Origin of the sequence: Microbulbifer rhizosphaerae (assembly GCF_014191725.1) — a bacterium.
Taxonomy (GTDB): Bacteria; Pseudomonadota; Gammaproteobacteria; order Pseudomonadales; family Cellvibrionaceae; genus Microbulbifer; species Microbulbifer rhizosphaerae.
The window spans coordinates 67,968-94,841 of sequence record NZ_JACHWZ010000003.1 but is presented as its reverse complement, the minus strand read 5'-3'; the positions used below and the strand labels follow the sequence as shown (position 1 = coordinate 94,841).

19 protein-coding genes are annotated in these 26,874 nt (G+C 60.5%); 1 reads left to right on the top strand and 18 read right to left on the bottom strand.

All coding sequences use genetic code 11. From position 1 onward, the window contains the following. Positions 1 to 563 precede the first annotated feature (563 nt). The 18 genes from FHS09_RS03920 to FHS09_RS03835 form a co-directional block, all read right to left on the bottom strand. Complete coding sequence (locus FHS09_RS03920; RefSeq protein WP_183456931.1) at positions 564 to 878, bottom strand: hypothetical protein; 315 nt, start codon at positions 876 to 878, stop codon at positions 564 to 566. Continuing rightward, positions 875 to 11,713, bottom strand: coding sequence for a two-partner secretion domain-containing protein (locus FHS09_RS03915; protein WP_183456929.1), 10,839 nt, complete (start codon positions 11,711 to 11,713; stop codon positions 875 to 877). Before FHS09_RS03915 ends, FHS09_RS03920 begins: the two co-directional genes overlap by 4 nt. A 286-nt stretch (positions 11,714 to 11,999) precedes the next feature. Continuing rightward, positions 12,000 to 13,598 (bottom strand): ShlB/FhaC/HecB family hemolysin secretion/activation protein, encoded by a 1,599-nt coding sequence (locus tag FHS09_RS03910; protein WP_183456927.1) that lies wholly within the window; start codon positions 13,596 to 13,598, stop codon positions 12,000 to 12,002. A 387-nt stretch (positions 13,599 to 13,985) separates the two neighbouring features. Continuing rightward, on the bottom strand, positions 13,986 to 14,966 hold the full coding sequence (locus tag FHS09_RS03905; RefSeq protein WP_183456925.1) for a malate dehydrogenase: 981 nt from the start codon (positions 14,964 to 14,966) through the stop codon (positions 13,986 to 13,988). Positions 14,967 to 15,136: 170 nt separating this feature from the next. After that, complete coding sequence (locus FHS09_RS03900) at positions 15,137 to 15,760, bottom strand: dUTP diphosphatase (protein WP_183457292.1); 624 nt, start codon at positions 15,758 to 15,760, stop codon at positions 15,137 to 15,139. A gap of 16 nt (positions 15,761 to 15,776) precedes the next feature. Beyond that, on the bottom strand, positions 15,777 to 16,553 hold the full coding sequence (locus FHS09_RS03895) for a TatD family hydrolase (protein ID WP_183456923.1): 777 nt from the start codon (positions 16,551 to 16,553) through the stop codon (positions 15,777 to 15,779). Beyond that, positions 16,553 to 16,906, bottom strand: a complete 354-nt coding sequence (locus FHS09_RS03890; protein ID WP_183456921.1) for a PilZ domain-containing protein — start codon at positions 16,904 to 16,906, stop codon at positions 16,553 to 16,555. The genes FHS09_RS03895 and FHS09_RS03890 overlap by 1 nt, the downstream gene beginning before the upstream one ends. A gap of 161 nt (positions 16,907 to 17,067) precedes the next feature. Then, entirely contained in the window at positions 17,068 to 18,087 is a 1,020-nt protein-coding gene (locus tag FHS09_RS03885) for a DNA polymerase III subunit delta' (protein WP_183456914.1), read from the bottom strand. Between the two features lie 118 nt (positions 18,088 to 18,205). Beyond that, positions 18,206 to 18,841 carry a dTMP kinase gene (tmk, locus tag FHS09_RS03880; RefSeq protein WP_183456912.1) on the bottom strand — a complete coding sequence of 212 codons (636 nt, stop codon included), beginning with the start codon at positions 18,839 to 18,841 and terminating at the stop codon, positions 18,206 to 18,208. A gap of 2 nt (positions 18,842 to 18,843) precedes the next feature. Then, the gene (gene mltG / locus FHS09_RS03875) at positions 18,844 to 19,917 is read right to left on the bottom strand and encodes an endolytic transglycosylase MltG (RefSeq protein WP_183456910.1); all 1,074 of its coding nucleotides are present in this window, start codon (positions 19,915 to 19,917) and stop codon (positions 18,844 to 18,846) included. Continuing rightward, entirely contained in the window at positions 19,914 to 20,684 is a 771-nt protein-coding gene (locus tag FHS09_RS03870) for an aminotransferase class IV (RefSeq protein WP_183456908.1), read from the bottom strand. The genes mltG and FHS09_RS03870 overlap by 4 nt, the downstream gene beginning before the upstream one ends. A 60-nt stretch (positions 20,685 to 20,744) precedes the next feature. Beyond that, on the bottom strand, positions 20,745 to 21,986 hold the full coding sequence (fabF, locus tag FHS09_RS03865) for a beta-ketoacyl-ACP synthase II (protein ID WP_183456906.1): 1,242 nt from the start codon (positions 21,984 to 21,986) through the stop codon (positions 20,745 to 20,747). Positions 21,987 to 22,156: 170 nt separating this feature from the next. Beyond that, positions 22,157 to 22,393 carry an acyl carrier protein gene (gene acpP, locus FHS09_RS03860; RefSeq protein ID WP_067080870.1) on the bottom strand — a complete coding sequence of 79 codons (237 nt, stop codon included), beginning with the start codon at positions 22,391 to 22,393 and terminating at the stop codon, positions 22,157 to 22,159. Between the two features lie 226 nt (positions 22,394 to 22,619). Continuing rightward, complete coding sequence (gene fabG / locus FHS09_RS03855; protein WP_183456903.1) at positions 22,620 to 23,375, bottom strand: 3-oxoacyl-ACP reductase FabG; 756 nt, start codon at positions 23,373 to 23,375, stop codon at positions 22,620 to 22,622. Between the two features lie 25 nt (positions 23,376 to 23,400). Continuing rightward, positions 23,401 to 24,345: an ACP S-malonyltransferase gene (gene fabD / locus FHS09_RS03850; protein ID WP_183456901.1), complete on the bottom strand. Its 945-nt coding sequence runs from the start codon at positions 24,343 to 24,345 to the stop codon at positions 23,401 to 23,403. A 37-nt stretch (positions 24,346 to 24,382) separates the two neighbouring features. Beyond that, positions 24,383 to 25,402, bottom strand: coding sequence for a phosphate acyltransferase PlsX (gene plsX, locus FHS09_RS03845; protein ID WP_183456899.1), 1,020 nt, complete (start codon positions 25,400 to 25,402; stop codon positions 24,383 to 24,385). Between the two features lie 3 nt (positions 25,403 to 25,405). Next, complete coding sequence (rpmF, locus tag FHS09_RS03840; RefSeq protein WP_183456897.1) at positions 25,406 to 25,597, bottom strand: 50S ribosomal protein L32; 192 nt, start codon at positions 25,595 to 25,597, stop codon at positions 25,406 to 25,408. Between the two features lie 60 nt (positions 25,598 to 25,657). After that, positions 25,658 to 26,200, bottom strand: coding sequence for a YceD family protein (locus FHS09_RS03835; protein WP_183456895.1), 543 nt, complete (start codon positions 26,198 to 26,200; stop codon positions 25,658 to 25,660). A gap of 85 nt (positions 26,201 to 26,285) precedes the next feature. Between FHS09_RS03835 and FHS09_RS03830 the strand changes: the two genes are divergently transcribed. Then, entirely contained in the window at positions 26,286 to 26,870 is a 585-nt protein-coding gene (locus FHS09_RS03830; RefSeq protein WP_183456893.1) for a Maf family protein, read from the top strand. Positions 26,871 to 26,874 lie beyond the last annotated feature (4 nt).

Here is a 26,874-nt window from a genome sequence, read left to right as displayed (position 1 = left end):
TCGCCGATATTGTGGCCGCTGGCGGTCCAGGCGGTGCTGCGTTCTTCTGATCACCGGGTTGGTTTCTATCAGGTAGAAGCTGCCGGCCTCCGATTTCAAATACCTACGGACTGGACAGGATACGTCTACGAGAAGCGAGCCAGATAGATGTATCTGGCTCGCCTCTCGCTTTATGGCAGAATTTGGCGACCGTCTCGCCGATTACCAAGAGGCAACTGGCAGAGGCAGTTACACAATTTAATTTACAGTCTCCAGTCCCGGTTTTCCCACTCTGCTACCAATCCTATTGAAAGAGCCGCACCTCAGTCTTGGGACGAATTGGTCATTTTCCCTTTTTTGTGACCGAGAACTTTTCCATCCTGTTTTTACTCAGATCATACCGGTGCATGTAAAGTGTAAAACGCGACCCCATGCTCCTCCATGTAAAGTGTAAAACGCGACCCCATGCTCCTCCCCGACCCCATGCCCCTCCCCATGTAAAGTGTAAAACGCGACCCCATGCTCCTAAAATTTTGGACACTCTCACCTGCCGGGCTATAAACGAACAGCGGGCAGGACACAGTTTATTCCCGGCTATCTAAAAACAAATCCTCTTCTCTATCTGTCTTATACTTCATAACTAGTCCAACTTCTAATAGAGCAACAGCACTTGACCCTGTCAACAAAAATGGAATCTGCTCAAGATTAGCCACAATAACCTCATAGGCAATGCTATATTCACCTGCATCTTCTATATATTCCCGAATTTGCTGGACTTCCTCTTCAAAAGACAACCCATCTTCAGGGTAACTCGTACTCAAGGACTTTTGAGCTTCCATTTCCTCTAATATACCTAGCAATTTTTTTTCAACGAAGCCATCTATATCAACTTTGCTCACTTACTATTCCTCGGCGTATTGGTTGGGTAGCCGGTAACAACTCTTCCACTTTTCGTATCAACAACAACTTTTATTTGTATTCCTTCGACCATTTTTGAGGCAGCAATATATCCACGCCTATCCGGTTTTGACCAATTCAATTTAGGGTCCGTAGCAATATCCGATATTTCGTGGAGAATCTTTTCATCACTCCAATTTCCCGGGAACTCACTTTTCCCAGGTTTACCGGTCCCATATCGATGACCTCCTCCTTTACCAGGGCCATCGCCCTCTAGAATATGCTTTCGACCCTTGTCATCTGTAAGGTCTATATAATTCGAATCACCATCAGATCCTCCACCGGAACTGCCACCAGAACCACCACTGGAACTTCCACCAGATCCACCACCAAAGCTACCACCAGAACCATTGTCATGAGACTGCCTATCACTGGTCTTTCTTCCAGGCAGCCCAATCCCCGTAGCAATGGATATGCCCAGATTGCTACCCTCAACAGCACGATCATAGGCTGCCTCATCTGCCTGTGTACCACCTTCCTGTCGCTCGCCGATGGCCCACTCGGTTACGCCCTCGGCAACGACTTCGGTAGCCTGTTCGATCTGCTCCCCAGCCGCGGCGTTGACCATTTCATTGATTACGACACCAGCGACCTGCTTGACCGGGCCACCCATTGCGAAGCTGGCCGCCAGCATGGCCATGTCCCGGGCGGTCGGGTCCAGGGTGTTGAGATAGTCGTTGGCGGTGGCCAGGCCGTCGTTTAGCTTGCCCGGCAAGGGCTGCTCGCCGCTGGAGGTGACTTGTACGTGCTCCAGCTCTCCGTCTGCTCCTGCTACATACTCTCCTGTTGCGCCAAAACTTAATTCCTGCCCTTCGACCAGTGCCGTCAGCGTTGCCGGGTCGGCTGACTCGATATCCTCTCTCAGTTGATTGGCCGTTTCCACTACATACTGCTGGAAGTCCGGGTCGGATAGGAGGGCTTGTGCCTCTTCCGGGTCGTATCCCTGGCGGATCAGGGTGTCGTGCATGCCTTCGCCAAGAGGGCCTGTCTGGTCGGCCAGTTCTTCCGGCAAGGAGACAACCACCGATTCCAAGTAGTCCGCTCCAACTGCGGCAGCCTCTTTAAGAGCCGCTGCGTCTTTCGAAATCTCTTCCCAGCCCTGTTTCGAAAGCACACGGTGATCGACAGTCACGTCGATATTGCCTTCCTGCCGATCGACTTCGAACAGTTCCTTTTCTGTGCTGGTTACATCCCGGTTGAGGCCGGCCAGGTCGCCGTTCTTTTCGCTGTCTTCGTCGCGGACGGTGATATTGCCCTGCCCTACGGTGGCCAGGCTCTTGTCCTTGCTGTAGTGGCTGTTGTTGCTGTACTGGACGTTGGAGGTGTTCAGTCGCAGGTCGTCGTTGCCGGTCGCATCCTGTGCGTTTTGCTGCGCGGGGTCGGCGGGGTTGGCGCCGTTCAGTCCGACGCTGGTGCTGAGGCCGGCGCTCTGCTGGCTGCTGTAGTCGGTGTTGCTGAGGTCGGCGTAGTCGAGGGTGCCGGTGCTCAGGTTGAGGTTGCCGAGGTCGTTGCCTTCTTCGTCTACGGTGGCCACCAGGGCGCCGGTGAGCTGGGTGTGGCCGCCGACGTCGATATTGGCTTCGCCGCCTGATGTGAGGCTGGTGAGGACGGTTTCTTTTGTCTGGTAGCGGCCGCTGGCGCTGTTGGCGCCGCCGTTGACGCTGCTGAGACTACTGTTGTCGCCACCGCTGGTGCCGAACCCGCCGCTGAGGCCGGCGCTGGTGTTGCTGCCGCTGGCGCGGTTCTGCTGGGATTCGGCGGTGAGGTCGCCGGCGATGTTGACGTCCAGTTGGTTGTTGGCGTGCACGTTGGCGCCGGTGAGTGCGGCGTCGCCGGTGGTGTTGAGGCTGATGTTGTCGGCGTTCAGGGTGCTGTTGTTGTAGGTGGTCTGGCGGTCGCGGCTCTGGCTGCGGTCCAGGCTGGCGTTGACGGCGGGGCCGCCGGTGACGCCGTAGACGGTCTGCTGGACGCTGATATGGCCGTGCTGGTTTTCGGTGCTGGACTGGGCGGTGTCCCGGCTGGCGGTAACGTCGAGGTCGCCGGTGTCGATGGTGATCCGGTTGTCCGCCTGCAGGTGGCTGCCGCGGATCAGGGTGTTGCCGGTGGTTTTCCCTCCGTTGCCGCTGCCGGTTTGGATGCGGATATTGCTGCCGCTGAGGCTGCTGGCCAGGGAACTGGTCTGGTGGCTTTCGGTATCGGTTTTTGAGGCGTCGATATCCAGTTGCACGCCGGCGTTGAAGCCGTAGGTGCCGGTGCTCTGGGCGGCGGCGGCGGTCTGCTGTACCAGCAGGGTGGTTTTTGAGGTGACGTCCGCGGCCGCGGCGGCAACGCCGGCCAGGTACCATTCCTTGTCGCCTTCGGCGTCGTCGATGATCTGTTTGAGTTCGACGATATCCGCCTGGGTGACGCCTGGCTCGTCATTGGCGTAGTCGGCCTGGAGCTGGTCCAGGGTGTCCTCAAGGTTGCCCAGGTCCTTCTGGTATTTGCGGTAGTCTTCCTTGGCCTGTTTGAGGTTGTCGGTGGAGTCTTTCAGGGCTTTCGCCGCTTTGGCGACTTCGACGGCCTGGTGTTGCACCACGGCGCTCATTTCGGCGCTGCCGGTGGTTTCGCTGGTTTTTGTTTGCAGGCTGTCTTTGGCTTCCTTGATGATGACGTTTTCGCCGGAGAGGACGACGTCGCCTTCGCCCGAGGTATCCGCATCGGCGGCGAGGTTGGAGCCTTCGATGGTGAGGTCGCCGATGGCGTTCAGTTCGATGTCGTTGCCGGCGGTAAGCTCGCAGCCTTTGTGGCTAACCTGGGTGCTTTCGCTGTCGAGCTGGTGGTACTCGGCGTCGGCCAGTTTGATCTTGAGCTGGCCGTCTTCGACCTTTACCAGGTCGTCCGGGTCGGCGAGGCTCTGCGCGGCGTCGCCGGCACTGACCCGCACCTGTTTTTCATCGTAGGTGGTGTGGGTGGTTTCCCGGGCGGCGAGGACTTCAAGATCGCCGATATCGGTTTCGGCGACGATGTCGTTGCCGGCGCTGAGGTCGGAGCCGATGACCTTGGCGCGGCCGGCGTCGATGTTGATATCGTTGCCGGCGCTGATCTGGCTGCCCTGGGCCAGGGTTTGCTCGGTGGCTCCGCTCTGTTGCTCGGAGGCGTAGAAGTCCCCGCCGCTGAAGTAGCCGGAGTCTTCGGACCAGGAACTGGTGGATTCGATGACTTCGCCGGCGGCGATCAGCAGGTCGTCCACGGCGGTGAGGTTGATGTCGCCGCTGCCCGCTATCAGGTTGCCGGCGGCGAGGGTGATGTTTTTGGCGGCGTCGAGGCTGATATTGCCGCTGGCGCTGTTGAGTTCGGAGGCGGCCAGCTGCAGCTGGTAGCTGGCTTCGCCGAGGCTTTCGTTTTCAAAACCGCCGGATTCGGTTTTGGCGCTGAGGTGGGATTCCTCGGAGGCGCTGGCGGCGACGGTGATATCTTCGCCGCTGAGGGCGATATCCTTTTCCGCATGGATACTGCTGCCCAGCACCGCCACGTCGCCCTCCGCAGCGATGGCGACCTGGCCGCTTTTGGCGGTGATATTGGAACCGATCACCTGTTCGCTGTGGTGCTGTTCGGTGACGGTCTTGTCCTTGTCGAAGGTGCCGGAGCCTTTTTCCTCGCGGTGGTAGTCGGTGGTCTGGCTGTCGGTGACGGACGCGATGGTGATGCCGCCACCGGCCTGCAGGCCGATATTGTCGCCGGCGGTCAGTTCCGCGCCGGACAGGCGGGTGTCGCCGCCGCTGGCCAGTTGCAGGTTGCCGCCGGCCTCGATGCCGCTGGTGAGGTGTTCGGTGCGCTCGCGGATGTTGTGGCCGCTGGCGGTCCAGGCGGCGCTGCGTTCTTCCAGCGCTTTGGTGTCCAGCACCAGGTCGCCGCCGGCGACCAGTTGTGCGTCCATGGCGGCATTGAGGCGGCTGGCGATCAGGCGCATGTCCTCCCCGGCCTGCATCACCAACTTGCCGCCGGTGGCGCTGACGCTGGCGAGACCGGCCACGGCGGTGTTGGTGGATTCCAGGCCCGCGCTGCCCTCGATGGTGCTCTTTTCCAGGGTGCGGGTGAGGGTCTCGCTGACGATGCTGCCGCCGGCGTTGAGCAGTACGCTGTTGCCCTGGAGGCGTCCGCTCAGGTTGTGGATGTCCCGGTCGGCGCTGGCAAGCAGATCGCCGCCGGCCACCAGATCGCCCTCCTTGTTGACGATGGAGCCCTCGGAGAAAAGCGCCAGTCGGCCGCCGCTTTTGAGGCCGCCGCTGTTGTGGATTTCGCTGCCGGACAGCTGGATATCGCCGCCGGCGCTGACCAGGGCGCCGTTTTCCAGCAGTTGGCGGTTGTCGATATCCGCCAGGTAGATCACCGGTACCAGCACCGCCTGGCCCTGGACTTCGCTCTCCACCAGCCAGACGATATCGGTTTCCAGCAGGGCGATCTGTTCGCTGGTGAGCGCCACACCCACGGACAAATCCAGGTCTTCCGCTGTGGCGACGGCGTTGTCCATCAGCCACTGGTACTGGTCGTAGTCGCTGGCCAGACTGGGATGCAAAAAGCGCTGGCCGGTGGCCTGGAAGATACTGTCGCGCAGTATCTGATTTTCATAGAAGCCGTCGCCCAGACGTTTGGGCAGGGCTTCGGCGTCCAGGTCCAGTTGGCCGAGGAAGTAGTCGGAGCTGATAAAGTTGGTGAAGTCGGTGATCGCCGGGTTGGTTTCTATCAGGTAGGGGCTGCCGGCTTCCAGGTTTTGCACGAAGAGGCCGCCGTCCGGCAGTTGGAAGCCGTGGGTGGCGAGCGGGTCCAGGGCCGCCTTGCCGGCCTCGGCGATGCGCTCGAGGTTTTGCTCAGCGGTGTTCTGCGGTCCACTTTGATCGACGGTTTCCGCCTCGCGAACAGCCTCGCCGACGACTCCGCCTATCTCGCCGTCTTCACTCTGGCGGGCGTCGATGCTGACGGTTTCACCACTGCCGTCGGGTGCGCTGGTGCCGAGCGCACCGGTTTCCACACTTTCCCTGCCGCTTTGCTTCGAATGTGCCCTGCGCGCCTTGCCACTGGTGGAGGTTTTCGCGGAACGCTGATTGTCGCTGTTATAAGCAACACCCCCGCTGATGGTTTCGTTGTTGATTTTTCCGGTAAAGGTGCCGGTGATATTGCCGCCGGCGTGGATCAGTGCGGGAACGGAATCAACGATCGTTGTATGAACCTTTGTGCTTTCGCCTTCTATCTGTTTATAGTCACCTTTATGGTAACCGTAGACGGTTCTTGTTATTTCTTCCTTGCGCTGCAGCTCCCGGCCGATATTGTCCAGGCTGCTGCCCGTCATCTGGATATTGCCGCCGGCACTGATGGTGCTGTATCGATTGGTGATACCGCCGCCGTTAAGGATAAGATCCCCTCCGGCCATCAGCTGCGCGGCTGCGCCAGCACTATCCACTTTTTCCCTGTAGGTGCTTTCGCCGGTATAGGTGTGCTCGATTCTGGCCAGGTAGTCCCGCTCACCCTCGCTGTCGTACCGTCCCAGCTCGAAATCGACAACCTGGAAACCCGGCTTGACATTGGAGAGTCGCGCACTGAGCGCATTGCGGCTTTCCGCTATCTTTTGTGGTACGGCCTCTTCCAGGTATTCAATTTCTTTTTTCAGAATATTCCAGACAAAATCTTTATCGGCTATTCCGGTAAAATTTGCCCATGGATAGAGGCTGTCTTTTACATCATCCACTACACCTTGGGGAACATCGCCTCCGGGCAGGCCATTGAGCCTTTCTATATGGCGGTCCACCCAAAATGAAACCCACTCTTCATTGGTCTCAAAGCTCTGCCCCGGCACACTCCACCCGAGTAGTGCCTGATCGAACAGGAAAACATCATTGGGATTGTCGATCAGATCGAGAGCGGAGAGGCTCTCATCCCTGGTTATATCCAGATGAGTGCGGCGGTTAACGATGTTGGCACTATCGATACGGATAGTGCCGTTCCGGCTCTCGATTAGCCCGGAGATATTCTCCATCCGGCTGTTCTTGGCGTTATTGTGGTCCCTGGCAATATGGATACTGTCCAGGGCATAAATATCGGCGCGATCATTGATCAGCCTATCGGAATAGAGATTGAGATTGGCGCCGGCAAAGATCAGCGCATCGTTACCGATCAAACCCGTGATAAAGGCCGTCAGGTCTCCGCCGGAGGCAATCACCGCGCCGCTGTGGTTGGCCAGGGATGTGCCCTCCAGACGCAGTGAGTCGGCGCCGATGAGACGTCCGCGGTTGACCAGGGCTCCGCCCCCGATCTTCGCGCTGCTCCCGGAAATAACCCCACCGGCGCGGTTGTCGATACCCTGGACCTGAACATCCAGGGCCCCCGCACTGGATATTTCCCCGGCGTTCTCCAACTGGTCCTTCGCGGTAAGCGTCAGGTCGGCATCGGTGCGGAATGTGAAACCGGCGGCCTGGGTGATCTTGCCCTGGCTATCGATAACGATCTGTTGTCCCGCCCGCACATCGCCCAGTTTTTCCAGGGCGACGCTGTCGGCGTTCAGGGTGACCTTGTTCCTGCCCTGGATAACCCCACTGCCGCCGTCGATGGCAGCCGCTTGGGCGCTCAGGTGGTTGTCGGAGTAGATTTCACCATCTGTGTTCAGCAGGCTGCCGCTGCCCAACAGCAGGTTCAGCAGCCCGGAGCCCTGTTCGATATAGCCGTTGCGGTTGTCCAGCCCCCTGGCATTCATCCACAGATCAGTCACCGCCAGCAGTGTACCGCCGTTGTTGTTGAACGGGTTGCCGGCGGTATTTAGGCGCAGGCCGCCGTTGGAGCCGATGGTGCCGTCGCCGGAATTGTTTATCCGAGCGGCAATGACATTCAGCTCGCCGCCGCCGGCGTGGCTGACCCGGCCGCCGCGGTTGTCGATAGCGGTGGCGGCTTTGATGCCCGCACTTTGTGCCGCTGTCTCGATACTCCCGCCGCTGCGGTTGTCGATGGCGCCGCGGCTGGCGAGATTGAAGGCTTCGCCGGCGCCGGCCAGGGTTCCGCCGACATTGCGCACTTCCTGCGCTTGAATGGAAAAATTCCCCGCGGAAGCGATGGTGCCGCCGCTGTTGTCCAACTGGCCAGCGGCATCCAGGGTCAGGTTGCCGCTGGCAGATATCCACCCCTTTCCACCGTTGAGAATTTCGTCGTTGCCGTCCATCAGCAGCGAGCCGTTGCCGGTGATTTCCCCTGCGCGGTTGTCGATTGTACCGCCTGCATTTACCGTCAACTGGCCGCTGCCGGAGTGCAGCAGGCTGCCCGCGGCGTTATTGAGTCCGCTGCCCACCTGTACCCGCATATTGGTGGCGGCACTGGCCAGGATGCCGCCCTGGCTGTTGTCCAGCGCTCCATCGACGATTAGCGAAAACTCCGCACCGCCCAGGGACTGGATCTGCCCAGAGCGGTTCTCGAGGGTCTGCAGGTTTATCGCCAGCGCGCCGCCCGCTTCCACAGTACCGCCACTGTTGACCGTTTCCCCGGCGTCGATCCACAGGTCGCCGGCGGCGATCAGGGTGCCGGCCACGGACAGGTCGCTGTTGAGGAAATTCTGTGTATCGACCCGGATAGCACCGTTGGAGAGAATCTTTCCGCGGTTGGTCAACTGGTCCAGCAGCGTCAGGCTCAGTTCGCCGCTGCCGCCATGGCGCAGCTCGCCGCCGGTATTGTCGAATCGCTCCAGGGAAAGGGACAGATTGAGGGCCGCGGTTTCGATCACGCCGCCGCTGTTGTCGACTGTCGAGACGTTCAGCAGCAGACTGCCGTCTTCCGCCGCCACCGCGCGCAGACTGCCGCCGCGGTTGTTCAGCGCACCTGCTTCGACGATCAAGCGGTTGGTGTCGATCAGGCCGTCGCTGTTGTCCAGGTCGCCGGACAGCGCCAGTTGAAGCCGGTCCGCTGAAACCTGGGCCCCTGCGAGAGAGAGGTGCTGTGCCGTGATTGCTGCCTGGTGCGAGACAGACAGGCGGCCGCCGGCGCTGTCGATATCGCCGGCGGTGCTCAGTTGCAGGCCGCCGGCACCCAGCTGTTTCAGGGTGCCGCCGATATTCTGGATGGACTCTTTAGCGCTGATGGAGAGTTCATCACTCTGGGACTGGATCACCCCGCCGTTGTTGCGCAGAGCGCCCAATTGAAAGCGGGCGGAGTCTCCTCCCAGGGTGGTAATGGTGCCACCGCTATTGTCCAGGCTCTGTGCGGACAGCAGCATGTCATTTTCCGACTGGATCTGCCCACCATCGCTGTTCAGAACGATGCCCGCTTCCAGGGAAAACAGGCCCTCACCGAAATGCAGCAGGCTGCCGCCACTGTTATCCGCGGAGGACTGCACCGAGAGTGCAAAGGTATCGCTCCGGCTCTGGATAGCGCCGCCCCGGTTGACGAGGCTTTCCACTTGCAGCTGAGAGGTTTCGCCGCCGAGCGCATTGATCACCCCGTCACTGTTGTCCAGGGAGCTGCCGGAAATCGCAAAAATCCCGGAGGACTGGATTTTACCTCCGCTATTGATCAGCGCCGTGCCCACATCCAGCGAGAGCCGATCCGCGCCGAAATACAGGATTCCGCCTTCGCTGTTGTCCACGGCAGACTGCGTGGCGATCGAGAAGGTATCGCTCTTCGACTGGATCAGGCCGCCGCTGTTGTCCAGCAGCCCAAGGTTCAGCAGCGTGGATGCGCCGCCCAGCGCGGTGACAGAACCCCCGCTGTTCTCCAGACTCAGGGCGCTCAGTGCGAGATCATGTTCCGCCTGTATCTGTCCGTCGCGGTTGTCCAGGACCGCGCCCACATCCAGCGACACGGCGCCTTCGCCGAAGTGCAGCAGCTGGCCACCACTGTTGTCCGCGGAGCCGGATACCGCGATGGTGAGGTTGTCTCCCTGGGTCTGGATCAGGCCGCTGCGGTTGCGCAGTTCATCAAATGTCAGTTGGGCGCCGTCGCCTCCCAGGGCGTAGATTTCTCCACCGCTGTTGTCCAGCGACTCTCCAGTGAGTGAAAGTGCCCCGGCAGACTGGATCTGCCCGCCGCTGTTGCGGAGCAGCGAGCCGGCATCCACGGAAAATCCACCGCTGCCGAAATGCAGCAGGCTGCCGTTGCTGTTGTCCGCTCTTTCCTGTGCGAAAAGGGAGAGCTGCCGACTCGCGGATTGAATCAGGCCGCCGCTGTTGGTGAAGCTGGTCAGGTTAAGTTGCGTGGACTCGCCGCCGAGTGCGGTGACAAGGCCGTCGCTGTTGTCCAGGCTCCGGGCATCAAGGCGGAGGGATTCCGCGGACTGTATCTGCCCGCCGATATTGTCCAGCGCAGCGCCGACATTCAGCGCGAGCAGGCCCTCGCCGAAATGGAGCAGTTTACCGCCACTGTTGTCGAGGGAATCCTCTGCAAAAAGAGAAAGACGCTCGCTGTTTGACTGGATAACGCCATTGCGGTTGGCGACCTGATCGAATGTCAACTGGGTATGCCCGCCGCCCAGCGCGTAGATCTCGCCACCGCTGTTGTCCAGTGTCTGCCCGCTCAACGAGAGCAGCTTGTCCGCCTGGATTTCTCCGGAGCGGTTTTCGATAACGGCGCTGTGCAACTGCACATTCTCCGCGGCAACCAAGCCACTGTTGCCCAGGCTGTCGGAGACGCGGATCTCCAGCGCGCCGCCGGCCACCGCCTGTCCCTGCCGGTCGATACCCGCGAGCAGGCTGCCGTTGTTTTGCAGTTCCGCACCCTCGATGGACAGGCTGGATTCGGCGGCGAGCAGACCGCTGTTGACGGTCTTCTGTGCGCTGATGGAAACTTGCGAACCATACAGCCTCTCGCCAACGGAAAGCTGTCCGGAGCTCTGTATCCGCGCACTCTCTCCCGCAACCGCGGAACTCAATTGAATACGCCCATCGGCGGTTAGGGTGAAATCGCCGGCGCTGCTCATATCGGCGCGCGATCGCACGCCCACTCCCTGCTCCGTGGCCAGCATAAAAATGCGGTTCGCCTGGATGGCGCCCAGGGCACTGGCGTCTATCGCCAGTTGGGGCTTTTCTCCGGATGAAGACAGCAGCAAGACCTGACGATCGCCGTAGGCCACCCGATTGACCCCGGCGATCAGACTGAGGTCCGAAGCCAGCAGCGGTGCGCTGAGTTTGATGCTGCGCGCCCAGATATCCAGGTTGTTCAGGCCACTGGCGTCCAGGCCGGAACCTTCCATAGCCACTTCGCCAGCGCGGATATCGAAACCGGTCAACTGGCCGTCCTGCAGGCGCGGCACACCGCTGGTCAGGGTGGCCCTCGGGGTATTGATAAAACCGCAGCCGGCACAGGTGATGCCGTAAGGGTTGGCAACCACCAGTTCCGCCGACTGGCCGGAAATTTCGATATGGCCCTTGAGACTGGAGCGATTGGCGTGGGTGACTTCGTTGAGAATCAGCGACGCACTGCCGCTTTGCGCGAGGTTGTTGTTGCCGGCGACCTGGCCGCCGAGTTGGGACTGATGGATTCCGGCATCGTTGTTGAGGATCAGGCCGCTGGCATCGACATTGAATTTTTCGTATTTGTTGTGGGAGACACCGCGTTGGTTGGCCGCGGCGATATTGACCATCTCGACGCCGTTGGCCGCCCGCTCCACTTCCGCTTGTTTTTCCTTTTCCGCACTCTTGTCCACCACAACTTCCGCGAGCAGGTTGACGGGCAGGACCAGTTGCAGGCAGAGCAGCAGTGTTAATGCGCGCATGCCGCGAGAGGCGGGGTTGGAAAAATCCTTGGTGGCGATAGTTATGCGATGCATTTCCAGGCTCTTGCTATATGTTCCAGCTTTTTCCAAATTTTTGATGGGCACGCTGCGCTTTGACTCACGCCATTCATGGCGCTCGCCCTTCGGGCGCCTGCGGCGTCCAAATCGGCGGTCCTGCCTATTTGTGCCCATCCTACGGTATTCCTTTGTAGGAGCCTGCTTACAGGCGAAGGCTATCCAGCCCTGCGCCAGGCCCCCTTTTCGCCTGGCAGATTTTTGCTCCTGCAAAATCTGCATTTCCGCCATCCATGGCGGTCACAGCAGGCTCCTACACGCTCGATCAAAATTCCCAGTTGAAAGAGCCGTAAACTGCCTCCCCCGGCACTTCGTACTCCCGCGGCGCCGCTATGGGGTCGGCGTAGGTGAGATTCAGGCGCAGGCCGTGGCCGCTCCAGTTGACAGTGCTGTACCAGCTCTTCAGCGACTGCTTGTGCCCCGCCAGGCTGACGTCGCCCGCTTCCAGACCCAACGCCAGCTGCACTCCGGTTTCCTCCAGCCAGCCGGACAGCGGGAGGTAACCGCTGATTTCCTGTGTGGTTACCGCGCCGCTGTCGCCACTCAATCCCAGGCTTTTATAGCCGCGCACACTGCCACCGGTGCCGATGGTGAACTGTTCGCTGCCGTATAGCCGGTCGTCGCTATACTGGCCGCGCAGGCCGCTGCGCCAGTACCAGTTCCGCCCCAGTGCGGCGAAGGCGGTGCGATAATTCAAATTCAAAGTGTATTTTTCAAACTGTGCTTCGGGCCCGCCGTTCAGGTCCGAGTCCTCCAGCGCGCCGAACTGTTTCAGGCCATGATGGTAGGTGAGTTCTGCAAAAACCGAACCACCGCCCTCGCCGTACCACTGCCAGGAGGAGCCCAGGGAACCGGCGGACAGGGTGCGGCTGGCCGTTTCCAGCAGTACATCCTCGATAAAGTTGCGGCTTTTCTTCCGCGCGAGCCCGAAGATCAAACTGAATTTGTTCTGCTGGTCCCGGTAGACCAGGCGATTGGCGGACGCGCGGACCGATTCGGAAATTCCCGCGGATTCGAAGCTGGTGAGAAAGCCTTCTACAGTCGAGAGGTATTCGAAGCGGCTGATATCCAGCGACCAGGTCCAGTAGCGGTAGGGAATGCTGTAGTGCAGGCTGGCGCTCTCGCTGCCGAGACCGTCTGCGGTATCTTTTACGTCGCCCTGGTAGTACAGGTAGAGGTAGTCGTTCAGGGTGAGAGGACTGTCCCATTCCAGCAGCAGGTTGCGCTGCGTTTCGCCTGTGGATTCGTCACCGCTGTTGTCGTAGCCGAAGGTGGCGCGGTAGCGACGGGATGGCTGGTTATCGATCAGCACGCGGCTGCCGCCGGGCTTTTCTCCGGGCGCCAGTTCGACCGTCGCATTGTTGGAGGAAAGGCGGTTGAGCTGGTCCAGCCCCTGTTCCAAGGCGCGCAGATTGAACAGGTCGCCTTCTTCCAGAGGTACAGCGGAGTTCAGGAAAAGGTGGCGGTTTGCTTCCGGCGAGGAAAAGGCCAGGGCTTCCACCGTGCCAGGCAAAACTTCCAGACGCAGGGCGCCGTTGCTCAGGTCCTGTTGCGGAAGATAAACCCGGGTGGTGACGTAGCCGAGGTCGAAGTAGTAACGGGTCAGCCGCTCGACCAGTTGGTTGATCTGCCCTACGCCCACGCAGTAGCCGAAAAAACCCCGGCTCAGCTCATCCAGCTTTTGTTTCGGTAGCAGGCCGCCGTCGCCGCGCAGATCCAGTTCGGAGAGGGGGAAACAGTGCTTCTGTACTCCATCGGAGCGATAACGCTCTTCCGGCGGCAGGCTCAGCCGGTCCTCTTCAATCCTCTGGCGCTCCTTCTCCCGCTGCTCGCGGCGGAACTGTTCCAGGCGCCCTTCCTGCAAGCGAAGCTGGCGCTCGGCATCCGGCGGTGTTTGGGCGGCTGTGGGATTCGTGGCTGAAGACAATAGAAGCGTAAACAGAATGGCGGGCAGTAACTGCCTTCCCCCTCGACAAGCAGACAAATTGTTCATTCCTTGTTATTCAGCTGTTACCAGTGCAGGGCGCAATTCGACCGAGGTTGATTCAGCGGTCGCGAAGTCTAACTGATCAACAAAAAAAATCTATGCCGATCAATAAATAAATGTGAGCGTGTTCACATAAAGATGTCGGCGGTGTCTATGGTCTGCTATAGCTGGCCGGGGGGAGGCACAGGAAGCTGTTCACAAAAAAAAAGCCCGCATTGATGCGGGCTTTTCGTTTCACTGAATTGCCTTATCCGGCAATCCACATTACGGCAGCAAGTGCGCCACAGCGTCCCGCTCTTCCGCCAGTTCCTGTTCGGTGGCAGCCATTTTCCCGCGGGAGAAGTCATTGATCTCCAGGCCCTGGACGATTTCCCAGTCGCCGTTCTTGCAGGTACAGGGGTAGGAGTAGATCAGTCCTTCCTGGATGCCGTAGGAGCCGTCGCTGTAGATCCCCATGCTCACCCAGTCGCCCTCGGCGGTACCCAGAGCCCAATCGCGCATGTGGTCTATAGCGGCGTTGGCGGCAGAGGCGGCGGAGGAGGCTCCACGGGCCTTGATAATGGCCGCGCCACGCTGCTGTACGGTGGGGATAAAGTCGTTTTCGTACCAATCCTGCTCCACCTTCTCCATGGCCGCCTCACCGGATACTTTGGCTTGATACAGATCCGGGTACTGGGTGGAGGAGTGATTGCCCCAGATGGTCATATGGGTGACGTCATTGACCGTGGAATCGGTTTTATTGGCCAGCTGCGACAGCGCGCGGTTGTGGTCCAGGCGGGTCATGGCGGTGAAGTTGCGCGGGTCCAGGGCCGGGGCGTTGCGCTGGGCGATCAGTGCATTGGTGTTGGCGGGGTTGCCCACCACCAGTACTTTCACGTCGCGCGAAGCCACGTCGTTCAGCGCTTTGCCCTGGGCGGAGAAGATCGCCGCGTTGGCTTCCAGCAGGTCCTTGCGCTCCATACCCGGGCCGCGGGGGCGCGCACCGACCAGCAGCGCGTAATCGGCATCCTTGAAGGCCACGGTGGCATCATCGGATTGCACAATGCCCGCCAGCAGCGGAAAGGCGCAGTCTTCCAGTTCCATGGCCACACCCTTGAGGGCTTCCAGCGCCGGGGTGATTTCCAGCAGTTGCAGGATAACTGGTTGATCTTTGCCCAACATTTCGCCAGATGCGATGCGGAACAGCAACGAATAGCTGATCTGGCCGGCAGCGCCGGTCACAGCAACACGAACAGGTGCTTTCACGATAAGTCTCCGTAGTTTTCAGGCGCCCGCATTATAGGGCTTTGGGGGTAAATTGCACCTGGGGCGGAGTTCCAGCCCTGTTGGCGGGCCGGAGACCCGCAAGCCGCGGGTGGAAGAGCGTAAGGAATGACGCAAATACCGGGGAGGGTGTGCCCGGACGGGCACGCACCCTAGGCGACAGCCAGCTCGCGGTAGCGGCTCTGCAGTGCGGTGTAGAGCTGACGGCTGTAATCCGACGCGCCCGTGTCCAACTGTCCGGCCAGCTCTGCCAGGTGCTCGTTGTCTTCGCGACCGGCCCAGTTCTTCACGTAGCTCCCGTCCTTGTAGCCGTGATCCTGGCGGAAGCGGTTGAGAATATTCTTGCCTACATAGCGGCGGTAGAGTTCTTCGAACGACAGCTCCACGTCGGCCATCAATTGGGTGAAGCCCGCCAGGTCGAACTGGCGACTGGCCAGGGTTTCCAGGGTAAAGGCTTCCAGGTTTTCGCGGAAATCGCCAGGCCCTTTCTGCCTACCTTCGAATTCCGCCTGCATACGCCCGGCCACCTGCTCGGGACTACCCTGCTGCAGCTCCAGGCTGAGGCCAAAGTGCCAGATATCCACCAGTTCCAGTTTGACCTGATCCAGGTCCGGCTGCTGTTTTTTCCACCACTTCCAGCCGTAGTGGTCGAGCAGCTCCGCACTCTCGACCCAGATAGCCCGGTACCAGGCGTGGTTCTGTTCGCGCCAGTTATCGCTGACCAGTGTATTGATCTCATCTTGCAGAGCCAGCATGACCTGCAATTGTTGTCGCATCATGGAATGGATTTCCTCAGGCGGCCCGTTTGAACAGGCGGTGAAAATTTTCTGTGGTAATTTCGGCCAGTTGTTCGTAGGGAATGCCCCGCAACTCGGCGATAAATTCGGCCACTTCGCGCACGTAGGCGGGAATATTGGGTTTACCCCGGTAGGGAACCGGTGCCAGGTAAGGAGAGTCCGTTTCCACCAGCAGCCGGTCCAACGGCAGTTTTTGCGCTACGTCGCGCAGTTCCCCGGCGTTCTTGAAAGTCACTATGCCGGACAGGGAAATATAGTAATTCAGGTCCAGCGCGGCTTTTGCCATCTCCCAGCTCTCGGTAAAGCAGTGCAGTACGCCGGCGTGTTCCGGACTGCCGTGTTCGCGAATCAGTTCAATGGTATCTTCGCGAGCATCGCGGGTGTGCACTATCACCGGCAGTTGCGCGCGGCCGGCGGCCTGGAGGTGGGCGGTAAAACTTTGCTGCTGTATTTCTTTGGTATCAGTGCTGTAGTAATAGTCCAGGCCGGTTTCGCCGAGGGCCACCACCTTGGGCTTCTGCGCCAGCTCCAGCAACTTGTCCACATCGGCGAGGCCGGAGTCCACATCCAGTGGGTGTACGCCCACGGAGCAGACCACATCCTCGTGACGCCCGGCGATATCCACTACCCGGTCGACGTTCTCCAGGCTGATACCCACGCACAGGAACTTGCCGACACCACGACTGCGGGCCAGCTCGAGCACCGCGTCCAGGTCGCCGTCGAATTTGTCCAGTTTGAGTCGGTCGAGATGACAGTGTGAATCTACTAGCATTACAGGGTGTGAGTCGGTCGGCTGGATTCCAGGGACCCGGCCAGGTAGGTTTCGATCTTGTTCTGGGCGACATTGTCCTTGTCGGAAAACTGTACACCAATACCGGGGGTACGATTGCCCTGCGCACCCGCCGGGGTGACCCACACCACTTTACCGGCCACCGGGACCTTTTCCGGTTCGTCCATCAGGTTCAGCAGCAGGAACACCTCATCGCCGAGGTCGTAGGATTTGTCAGTGCTGATGAACAGGCCGCCGTTTTTCACGAAGGGCATGTAGGCCGCGTAGAGTACGGACTTGTCCTGGATTTTCAGCGAAAGGATGCCGTTGCGGGCACCGCCACCCATGGCTTTCATGGCCGGACCTCTTTTTTTTGGTTGTCGGTACGGTAGCGGAGCATACAACCGCTGTCCAGAATTTTGGGGCTATGAATTCGTCTCAAGCAGCCATCCCCTGGAACGACGCGCGGCCCGGCCATCCACGGCCGGTCGTGAAGCTGTATGGCGAGCAGTGCTCGCTAAGCGTACAACTTCGCCCAACGGATCAACAGGTCCTCCAACAGCAGTCGCTTGTTGGGGTTGGCTCCGCCGCTGAGCAGTTGACGCGCCTCAGCCAGTTGGTCGGAAAAGCCGAACAGCGGCCGCAGACTTTCCGTACCCCTACCAGGCAGCCGCTGCAGCAGCCCGATAACCTGCCGGTCCGCGGTCAGGTCACAACTGCGCGCGCGCAGCATCTGCGCCAACCACTGCTGCCAGAATTTCAATAGCTGGCTCAGCTCGATACCCTCACCGGGATTCTCCCAGCGCCCTGCTGCGGCCACCGGCGCCTCGGCGGATTGCGCCAGCGCGATCAGATCGGCGAGAAACTGTTCCCGGGCCTCCCGCGCTTCCGGTTCCACCAGTTCCAGCGCCAGCAACGGAGCGCCGCCGGAGAGGGCAAGTGCGCTGCGCGCGGATTGTCCGTCGAGCCCACCCTCGTGCAGCCAGCGCAGCGCGGCCTCTTCCGAAGGTGCGGGGAAAGCCACTGACTGGCAGCGGCTGCGAATGGTGGGTAACAGGCCGGAGGGCGAGTCGCTGACCAACAGGAAGATCACCGATGCGGCGGGCTCCTCAAGGTTTTTCAGCAGCGCGTTGGCGGCGTTGACGTTCATCGCCTCCGCCGGTGCCAGCCAGACCACCCGTGCACCTTCGCGGCCGCTGGTGCGGCCGACAAAACCGCCCAGTTGGCGGATTTGCTCCACTTTCAACGGCCCGCCAGGCTTCTCCGGCTCCACGCGCAGGAAATCCGGGTGCGAACCCGCGCGCCACAGCCGGCAGCCCCGACAATCACCACAGGCCAGGCCGTCGCGGGGTTGTTCGCACAGCGCCAGCGCGGCAAAGGCCTCGGCGAAACGCCGCTTGCCGAGGCCCGGCTGGCCGCTGAACAGCAGCGCGTGCGGGCAGCGGCCGGCGCGCCACTGGGCGCCCAGGCGCTGCCACTGCTCGGCCTGCCAGGGCAGCGGCGAGGGGACAGTTGGGTTTTCGATGGTTTCGGGCACTTGGGGTCAGTTCTTTCCAGTATTGGTAGGAGCGGCGGGGCGGCCATCCGCCGTTGGCCGCGATCGATCCCGCTTTGTAGCACCCATCGATCGCGGCCAACGGCCGCTCCTACAGGGGTTATTCAGAGGTCGGTAAAACGAGTCGTTCGAGTTCTGTTTGCAACTGTCGCTGCACCTGCTCCAGCGGCTGACTAGCGTCAATCACCGCGTAGCTCTCCGGAGCCGCTTCGGCGCGCTCCCGATAGGCGGCGCGCACTCGCAGGAAGAAGGCGAGCTGTTCGTTCTCGAAGCGGTCGGCAGCACCGATATCGGCGGCGCGGGCCAGGCCGGTCTGCGGGTCCAGATCGAGCAACAGGACCCTGTCCGGGCGCAGGTCTCCCTGCACTGTCTGCTCCAGTTGGGCGATCAGTGTGCGGTCGAGCTGGCGACCGCCGCCCTGGTAGGCGTAGGTGGCATCGGTGAAACGGTCGCAGATCACCCAGTCGCCTCGGGCCAGCGCCGGCTCGATGACTCGGGCGATATGCTGGGCGCGGGCAGCAAAGACCATCAGCAGTTCGGCTGTGGGGTCCACCGCTTCGTCGCGGTTGCACAATAGCAGCTCGCGCAGTTCTTCCGCCAGCGGCGTGCCGCCGGGTTCCCGTGTCTGTATAAAGGCGATATCGCGATCCCGCAGCCAGCCGGTAATGAACTGGAGGTTGGTGGACTTGCCCACCCCCTCGCCACCTTCGAGAGTGATAAATTTTCCGCGCCGCAAAATTAGTTTTCCTTGTTTTCTTTCAGGGCCGGGCTGGAGCGATAGTTTGCGTGGCGCTTCAACTGGTACTCCCGCACTGCGCGATTATGCTCCGCCAGGGTGGCGGAGAAGTGGTGCGAACCATCACCCTTGCCAACAAAGTACAGGCTGTCGCCCGCTTTCGGGTTCAGCGCCGCGCGAATGGCTTCGCGCCCCGGCAGGGCAATGGGTGTGGGCGGCAGCCCGTCGATGACATAGGTATTGTAAGGGGTTGATTCTCGCAGATGGGCGCGGGTCAGGTTGCCATCAAATTCCTCGCCCAGGCCGTAAATCACCGCCGGGTCCGTCTGCAGGCGCATGCCCTTGGTCAGGCGGCGAATAAAAACACCGGCAATCTCGCTTCGCTCCGAGGGCTGGCCGGTCTCCTTCTCGATCAGCGAAGCCATGATCAGCGCTTCATAGGAAGAGCTGTAGGGGAGATTGTCGTCGCGGACCTGCCACTCCTCTTCCAGGATTCGCCGCATACGCCGGTAGGCCTGCCGCAACAGCTCGATATCCGTAGTGCCGGAGCGGTAGATATAGGTATCCGGAAAAATCCAGCCTTCGGGGCTTTCGCCATCGAAGCCCAGCGCGCGAGCGGCACTGGCGGCGTCCCCGCCCTCCTCCGACTTTACGATATTGCGGCCGGCGCGCACCTGCTCCAGGGCCTGGCGGAAAGTCCATCCTTCCACCAGGGTGAGCCGGTAGCGGGTGACGTCGCCGCGGTTCAGGCGCTCCACCAGGTCCTTGGCGTTGCTGCCCGCCGGCAGCAGATATTCGCCCGCGTGGATTCCGGTCTTGCCCTTCCAGTAGGCATAGGCGAGCACCAGCCGCGGCCACCGGAGTACGCCGCGTTGCTCCAGGTCCCGGAGGGCCCGGGACAGACTGCCGCCGCTGTTTACTTCGAAACGCAGCCCGTCGTTCCCGACCGCCAGCGGCCGCACCAGGGCGGCCTGCATCGCCCACAGGGAAGCGGCCGCGACCAGCAGCAACAGGGCGGAGGCACCCAGCAGGTAGCGCCAGGGACGTTTTTTCGCTATAGCTTGTTTTTTCTTCACCACAACTCTTCCGCAATCAACCGCTGCAGCCGGCGGGTTTCCGAACCCGGGAGCCAACGGCGATGGTCAATCAGTTCCCGCACCGGCATAACGCCCCGCAAGCTGTTACACAGCGCGACTTCCTCCGCGACGCACAGGATCTCGAGATCGATATCCACTTCCCCGAGGGGAATCCGCGCACTCAGCCAGTCGCGCATTACCCCCCGAACCCCACAGCGCCGCAGGTCCGGCGTGATCCAGGCGCCCTCCAGTCTTACCAGCAGGTTGCAGCGCAGGCTTTCGATCACCCGCCCCGCAGCGTCCAACAGCAGACCATCGCAGGCCTCCCCGGGGGGCAACTCGGCTTTGGCGCGATTATATCCCGCGCGGTCCAGGGATTTGCAGCCCAGGTTGGCAGTTTTGCCGCCCGGTAGCCGCCCGGTGCAGAGGAAAAGACGGGCGCCCTCTTCCAGTTCCGACGTGGGCTCCAGCGGCAGCAGGCTGACATCCCAGCACCGGCGGCCGCCCCGATACCCCAGGCGCACACGCAGTTTGGCGGCCGGGACCGGGCAGTCGGCGGCGATTCGCTCCAGGGCCTGTTCTATTTCGGCCAACTCCCCCTCCCCCAGCCGACTGCAGCGAAGCAGGCGGGCGCGGTGCAGCGGCCACAGGGGTACCCGGCCGCTCTGGCAGCGCATGGTCTCGAGCAGTCCGTCGGTATAGGCGTCGTCCGGTGGCAGGGAGACCACGGCAGCAGCCTTTTCAAAGAAGAGCGGGAGTGTGGTCATGATCCCCCGGGATAGAGATGCGCCCGCCGGAACCGGCGGGCGCTAATATCTTGGTATTGGTCAGATCCGCTTGAAGACCAGCGATCCGTTGGTGCCGCCAAAACCAAAGGAGTTGGACAGCACCGCATCGATAGTCTTTTCCTGGGTCTCCATAGGCACCAGGTTGATGCCACTGCAGGCTTCGTCCGGGTTCTCGAGATTGATGGTGGGTGGCGCCACCTGATCGCGCAGAGCCAGCACCGAGAAAATTGCCTCCACCGCTCCCGCGGCACCCAGCAGGTGACCGGTCATGGACTTGGTGGAACTCACTGCCAGCTTGTCGGCGGCGGCACCGAACACCGAGTGCACTGCCTGAATCTCCGCTTTATCTCCCAAGGGTGTGGAAGTGCCGTGGGCGTTGATGTACTGGATGCCGTCCGCCGACAGACCCGCATCCCTGAGCGCGTTCTGCATGGACAGGGCTGCGCCAGCGCCGTCTTCCGGCGGCGAGGTCATGTGGTATGCATCACCGCTCATACCGAAGCCGATCAGCTCCGCGTAGATCTTCGCCCCACGCGCCACGGCCCGCTCGTACTCTTCCAGCACCAGGACCCCTGCCCCCTCGCCCAGCACAAAGCCGTCCCGATCCACATCCCAAGGGCGGCTGGCCCGCTGGGGATCGTCGTTGCGGGTGGACAGCGCGCGTGCCGCGCAGAAACCACCCAGGCCCACCGGGGTGGTGACCATTTCCGCTCCGCCGCACACCATCACATCGGCGTCACCGTACTGAATCGTGCGCATGCCCAGACCCACTGCATGGGTGCCGGTGGTACAGGCGGTGGTGGTGGAAAGATTGGGGCCCTTCATGCCGTATTTGATCGACAGGTTGCCGGAAACCATATTGATGATGGCGCCCGGTACGAAGAAGGGGGAGACGCGGCGCGGGCCCCGCTCTGCGATCAGCATGGCGTTGCGTTCGATCTCGGCGATGCCACCCATGCCGGAGCCGATACAGGCGCCTATCCTCGGCGCATTGCTCTCGGTAATTTCCAGGCCGCTGTCTTCCATCGCCTGTATACCCGCGGCCATACCAAAGCGCAGGAATACATCCATTTTGCGCGCTTCCTTTTCCGGTATGTACAGCGCGGGATCGAAATCCTTTACCGTGGCGGCGAAGCGGGTAGAAAAATCAGAGACATCAAAAGACTCGATAGGTACCGCGCCGCTGGTGCCGGCGAGAATCGCGGTCCAGCTATCTTCCAGGGTATTGGCCAGGGGGCTGATCATGCCCATTCCGGTAACGACTACTCTTCTACGCGACACTCGTGTTTCCCCCGAGATCATTTCAGGACGACCGGGATTTAAGCCGGCAGTCACTTTCGCTTAGTGCTACATAAAAGGAAAGCCGCACTATGTAACATAGAACGGCTTTCACAATACTTTCAGCATCGGGCAACAGGTGGTTACCCGATGCCTAAACCACCCAGCGGGAATTAACCAAGGTTTTCCTTGATGTAATCGATGGCCAGCTGAACAGTTGTAATTTTTTCGGCTTCTTCGTCGGGGATCTCAGTTTCGAATTCCTCTTCCAGAGCCATTACCAACTCAACTGTGTCAAGGGAGTCAGCGCCCAGATCTTCAACAAATGAGGCTTCAGGCTTTACGTCTTCTTCCTTCACACCCAGTTGTTCAGCAACGATCTTTTTAACGCGCTCTTCAATGCTGCTCATGATTCAATTTAACTCCTAGTGGATAAAAATCTGTTGTAGTCGTTTTCAATTTCTGCCCCGCGATATTCAAAGCGGGATAACGACCGGCTCACACAGCTTCGGTTAATGCGAGGCGGCATTGTACCCCAACTTTTTCGGGATGTAATGCGCCGCCTTTCGCTCCCCAAAGCACCATTGCAAACTCTTTGTTAATCAAACAGTTACAGCAATTTTTTGAGGAAAAATATCAGGCCATATACATGCCGCCATTCACATGAATGGTCTCTCCGGTTACGTATCCACCCGCATCACTGGCTAAAAAAGCGACAACTGAAGCAATCTCTTCGGGAGCGCCCAAACGTCCCAGCGGGATCCGGCTCATCAGTGCTTCGCGCTGGGCTTCCGGGAGTACCTTAGTCATATCGGTATCGATAAATCCGGGAGCCACGGTGTTCACCGTAATACCCCGAGAGCCCACTTCCGCCGCCAGCGAGCGCGCAAAACCGGCGACCCCGGCCTTGGTGGCCGCGTAGTTGCTCTGGCCGGCGTTACCCATGCTGCCCACAACGGAGCTGATATTGATAATCCGCCCCCAGCGCGCCTTGGTCATATCCCGCAGGCAGGCCTTGGTCACACGATAGACCGCGGAAAGGTTGGTGTCGATCACCTCAGCCCACTCCTCGTCCTTCATGCGCATCAGCAGGTTATCCTTGGTAATGCCCGCATTGTTGACCAGGATCACCGGTGCGCCGAAATCCTTTTTCACCGATTCCAGTAGTGTAGCCAGACTTTCCGCGCGGGTGACATCCAGCTCTTTGCCAACACCGGAGATGCCCTTTTCAGCAAAGCGCGCGGTGATTTTTTCCGCACCAGCGGCGCTTGTGGCGGTGCCGATCACCGTGGCGCCCAAGGCGCCCAAGGTATCGGCTATGGCCGCACCGATGCCGCGGCTGGCACCGGTGACCAGGGCCACTTTATCGTTGAGGGAAGTTGTCAGTGTCATTGTCGCTCCACTCGAATTCGAGATATTACTCCGCAGTGGCCAGCAGTGCGGTATTGAATTGGTCCGGGGTGTCGATGTTGTGGCAAGTCAGGCTGCGGTCGATGCGCTTGGCCAATCCCGCCAACACTTTGCCCGGTCCGCATTCCACCAGTTGCCCGGTACCGTCCGCCACCATGGCCTGCACACACTCGGTCCAGCGCACCGGGCTGTAGATCTGCTCCACCATTAATACCTTGATGGCCGCGGGGGCCGACTCAGGGCGGGCGTGCACATTGTGGATTACCGGGATTTCCGGCGCATGAAACTCTGTCGATTCAATCTGCGCGGCCAGCTTTTCCGCCGCCGGGCGCATCAATTCGGTGTGAAAAGGCGCGCTCACGGGCAGCAGCATAGCGCGCTTGGCTCCGGCAGTCTTACAGGCCTCGATGGCGCGACTTACCGCAGCACTGCTGCCGGCGATAACCACCTGGCCGGGGGAATTGTAGTTGACCGCCGCGACCACCTCGTCCTCTGCCGCTTCGGCACAGGCAGACTCAACCGCAGTATCATCCAGGCCGATCACTGCAGCCATTGCGCCCTCTCCCGCAGGCACCGCCTTTTGCATCAGGCGGCCGCGCTCCTGTACCAGATGCACGGCATCGGTAAAGGCCAGAGTGCCGGCGCACACCAGGGCTGACCACTCGCCCAGACTGTGGCCGGCCATTCTCGCGGGATGGACTCCGCCGCGGGCGCACCAGGCGCGGTACAGCGCCACACTGGCGGTGAGCAACAGCGGCTGGGTGCGCTCAGTGAGGTTGATATCCGCCTGCTCGCCGTTCTGACACAGGTCCCAGAGGTCGTAGCCGAGTACATCGGACGCCTCGGAAAAAGTGGTGTGGATCTCGGGAAATTCAGCCGCGGCATCCGCCAGCATACCTATCTGCTGGGAACCCTGGCCGGGGAAGACAAATGCGAGCCTTGCATTGGTCATGGAACATCCTTAAACCTGGTTGGCAATGGTTGGGGGGTTACGCCTTTACCTGCGCCATGGCGCGGCCCAGCCTGGCGGCCAGGTCGGCTTCGGCGCACTCTTTGGCAGTGATCATCGCCCGGTAGAACGCCTCGCTGCTGGCGCCACCGTGACTCTTGATCACGTTACCTTTCACCCCTAAAAAGCTGGCGCCATTATAGCGGGCGGGTTCCACCTGTGTACGCCATTTTCGCAACAGCTTTATGGCTAATTGGCCAAAAAAGCGCTTGATCGGACTCTTTCTCTCAATGGTGAAGGCTTTCTGACCCATGAGTCGGATTACACCTTCGGCGGATTTCATCGCCACATTCCCCATCAGGCCGTCGCAGACCACCACATCCACCACGCCGGTGAAAATATCGTGCCCCTCGACAAAGCCGGCGTAATGGATGGCCGGGTCCTTCTCCAGCAACTCCGCCGCGCGGCGGACCTCCTCCGTTCCCTTGTGCGCCTCCGCACCTATATTCAGTAGCGCTACCCGAAGATCCCGCTTGCCGGTATGCACCCATTGCGCCTCGATGCCCATGCGGGCGAATTGCAACAGATCCTCCGCAGTGCAGTCGATATTGGCACCCAGGTCCAGCAGAAAGCAGGACCCCGCTTCCGCGGGCAGGGACTTGCCCAGCGCCGGCCGGCGCACGCCCTCGATGGTACCCAGAATGCTGCGGCTCAATGCAAGCAGTGCACCCGTGTTGCCGGAGGTCACCATCGCCTGTACCTCCCCCCGGGCCACCGCCTGCAGCGCCCGGGCCATGGAGGATTCGCGCTTGTGGCGCAGCGCCTGTATGGGATTGCAGCTCTGTGTAACCACCTGTTCGCAAGAGGTGATATGCAGCCGCCCATGTAACTGGGGTTGCCGCTGTTCGTCGAGGAGAGCCTGAAGCTGAATCTGCGGACCGAAGAGCTCCAGTTCCGCTTGGGGGAATCGATTGAGGAATCTGACACAGGCCGGAACGACAGAGCGGGGACCTAAGTCCCCGCCCATCACATCCACGGCCAATCGCAATTGGCTGGACAAAGTTTACTCTTCTACTTCTGCGCCGCCGACGTCGATCACTTTACGGCCGCGGTAGAAACCGTCTTTGGTCACGTGGTGACGGCGGTGCTTCTCACCGGTAGTCGGGTCGACAGACAGGGTCGGTCCACCCAGCGCGTCGTGGGAACGACGCATGCCGCGACGGGAACGGGTCTTTTTGTTTTGCTGAACAGCCATGGCTTGCTCCTAAAATAACAAATTACACTGGAACCGGGGCGCCTCATCGGCGAGCCCAACTCATCGCTTGCGCGATGAACCCTTCAACTGTTCCAGCACTTTAAAGGGGTTTTCCCGCTGCTCATCCGCCTCTCCGGCATCCTCACCATAGTGGAAGCGGTCGCGGGCGACACACTCCTCCTGGTGGTAGGCCACCATGGGCAGATTGAGCAAAATCTCTTCTTCGAGCACTTCGTACAGGTTCAGCTCATCGCCTTCCTGCACCACCGGGTCCAGATCCTTGGGCAGTGACTTACCCTGCTCTTCGGACCAGACCACCCCCCAGCGAAAAGTTGCCTCTATCTCTTCTGGCACCGGCTCCAGGCAGCGCTGGCAGAGCAGCTGCACCCGGCAGCGCACCATACCGTCCACTGCCAAATAACCTTGCAGGTCCCGCGCAAAGGTCAGCTCGGCCCGGACATCCTCGTCGACAGACTCGGTCGCCAAGAGCAGCCGCTGCAGTGCTGACCGCGGCAGCGTTCCGGCCAGCTGCTGCTCGCGATGCACTAGCTTGCGAGCATCGACAAGGCGCGGCAGCGCAGCATTAGAGGGGGGCATCGACATAAGCGCGCAATTCTATGGACTACCCCCACCCTTGTCAAAACAATTCCGCCCCCGCAAGATCGGGCGATTTGCACAGGAAAACACCATGCCTCGTCCCCTGATTCTAGCCTCCAGCTCCCCCTACCGTCGGGCCCTGTTCGAGCAGTTGCAACTGCCCTTTGAAGCCGACTCGCCCCATATAAATGAAGAAGCACTGCCGGGAGAGGCTGCCCGGGATCTGGCCCAGCGACTGGCGGCGGAGAAGGCCCAGGCATTGCGCGCCGCTCACCCGCGGGCACTGATTATCGGCTCCGACCAAGTGGCCGAATGTGACGGCCACATCCTGGGCAAACCTGAGGAGCGCGACAGGGCCGTGGAGCAACTGCGCCTTTGCTGCGGACGAGCGGTGCATTTCCACACCGGGCTCAGCCTACTGGATGCCGCCAGCGGCGAGCAGCGTACGGAACTGGAAACCTTCACTGTGCACTTTCGCCGATTGACCGGAGCGCAAATAGATCGCTATGTGGAGAGAGAAAAGCCCTTCGATTGTGCAGGTTCGTTTAAAGTGGAAGGTTTGGGGATAACCTTATTCGAAAAAATGGAAGGGTCGGACATGAACTCGCTGATCGGCCTTCCATTAATTCGATTGGTTACCATGCTCGGAACGTTTGGCGTGGACCCGCTGGCCTGAGCCC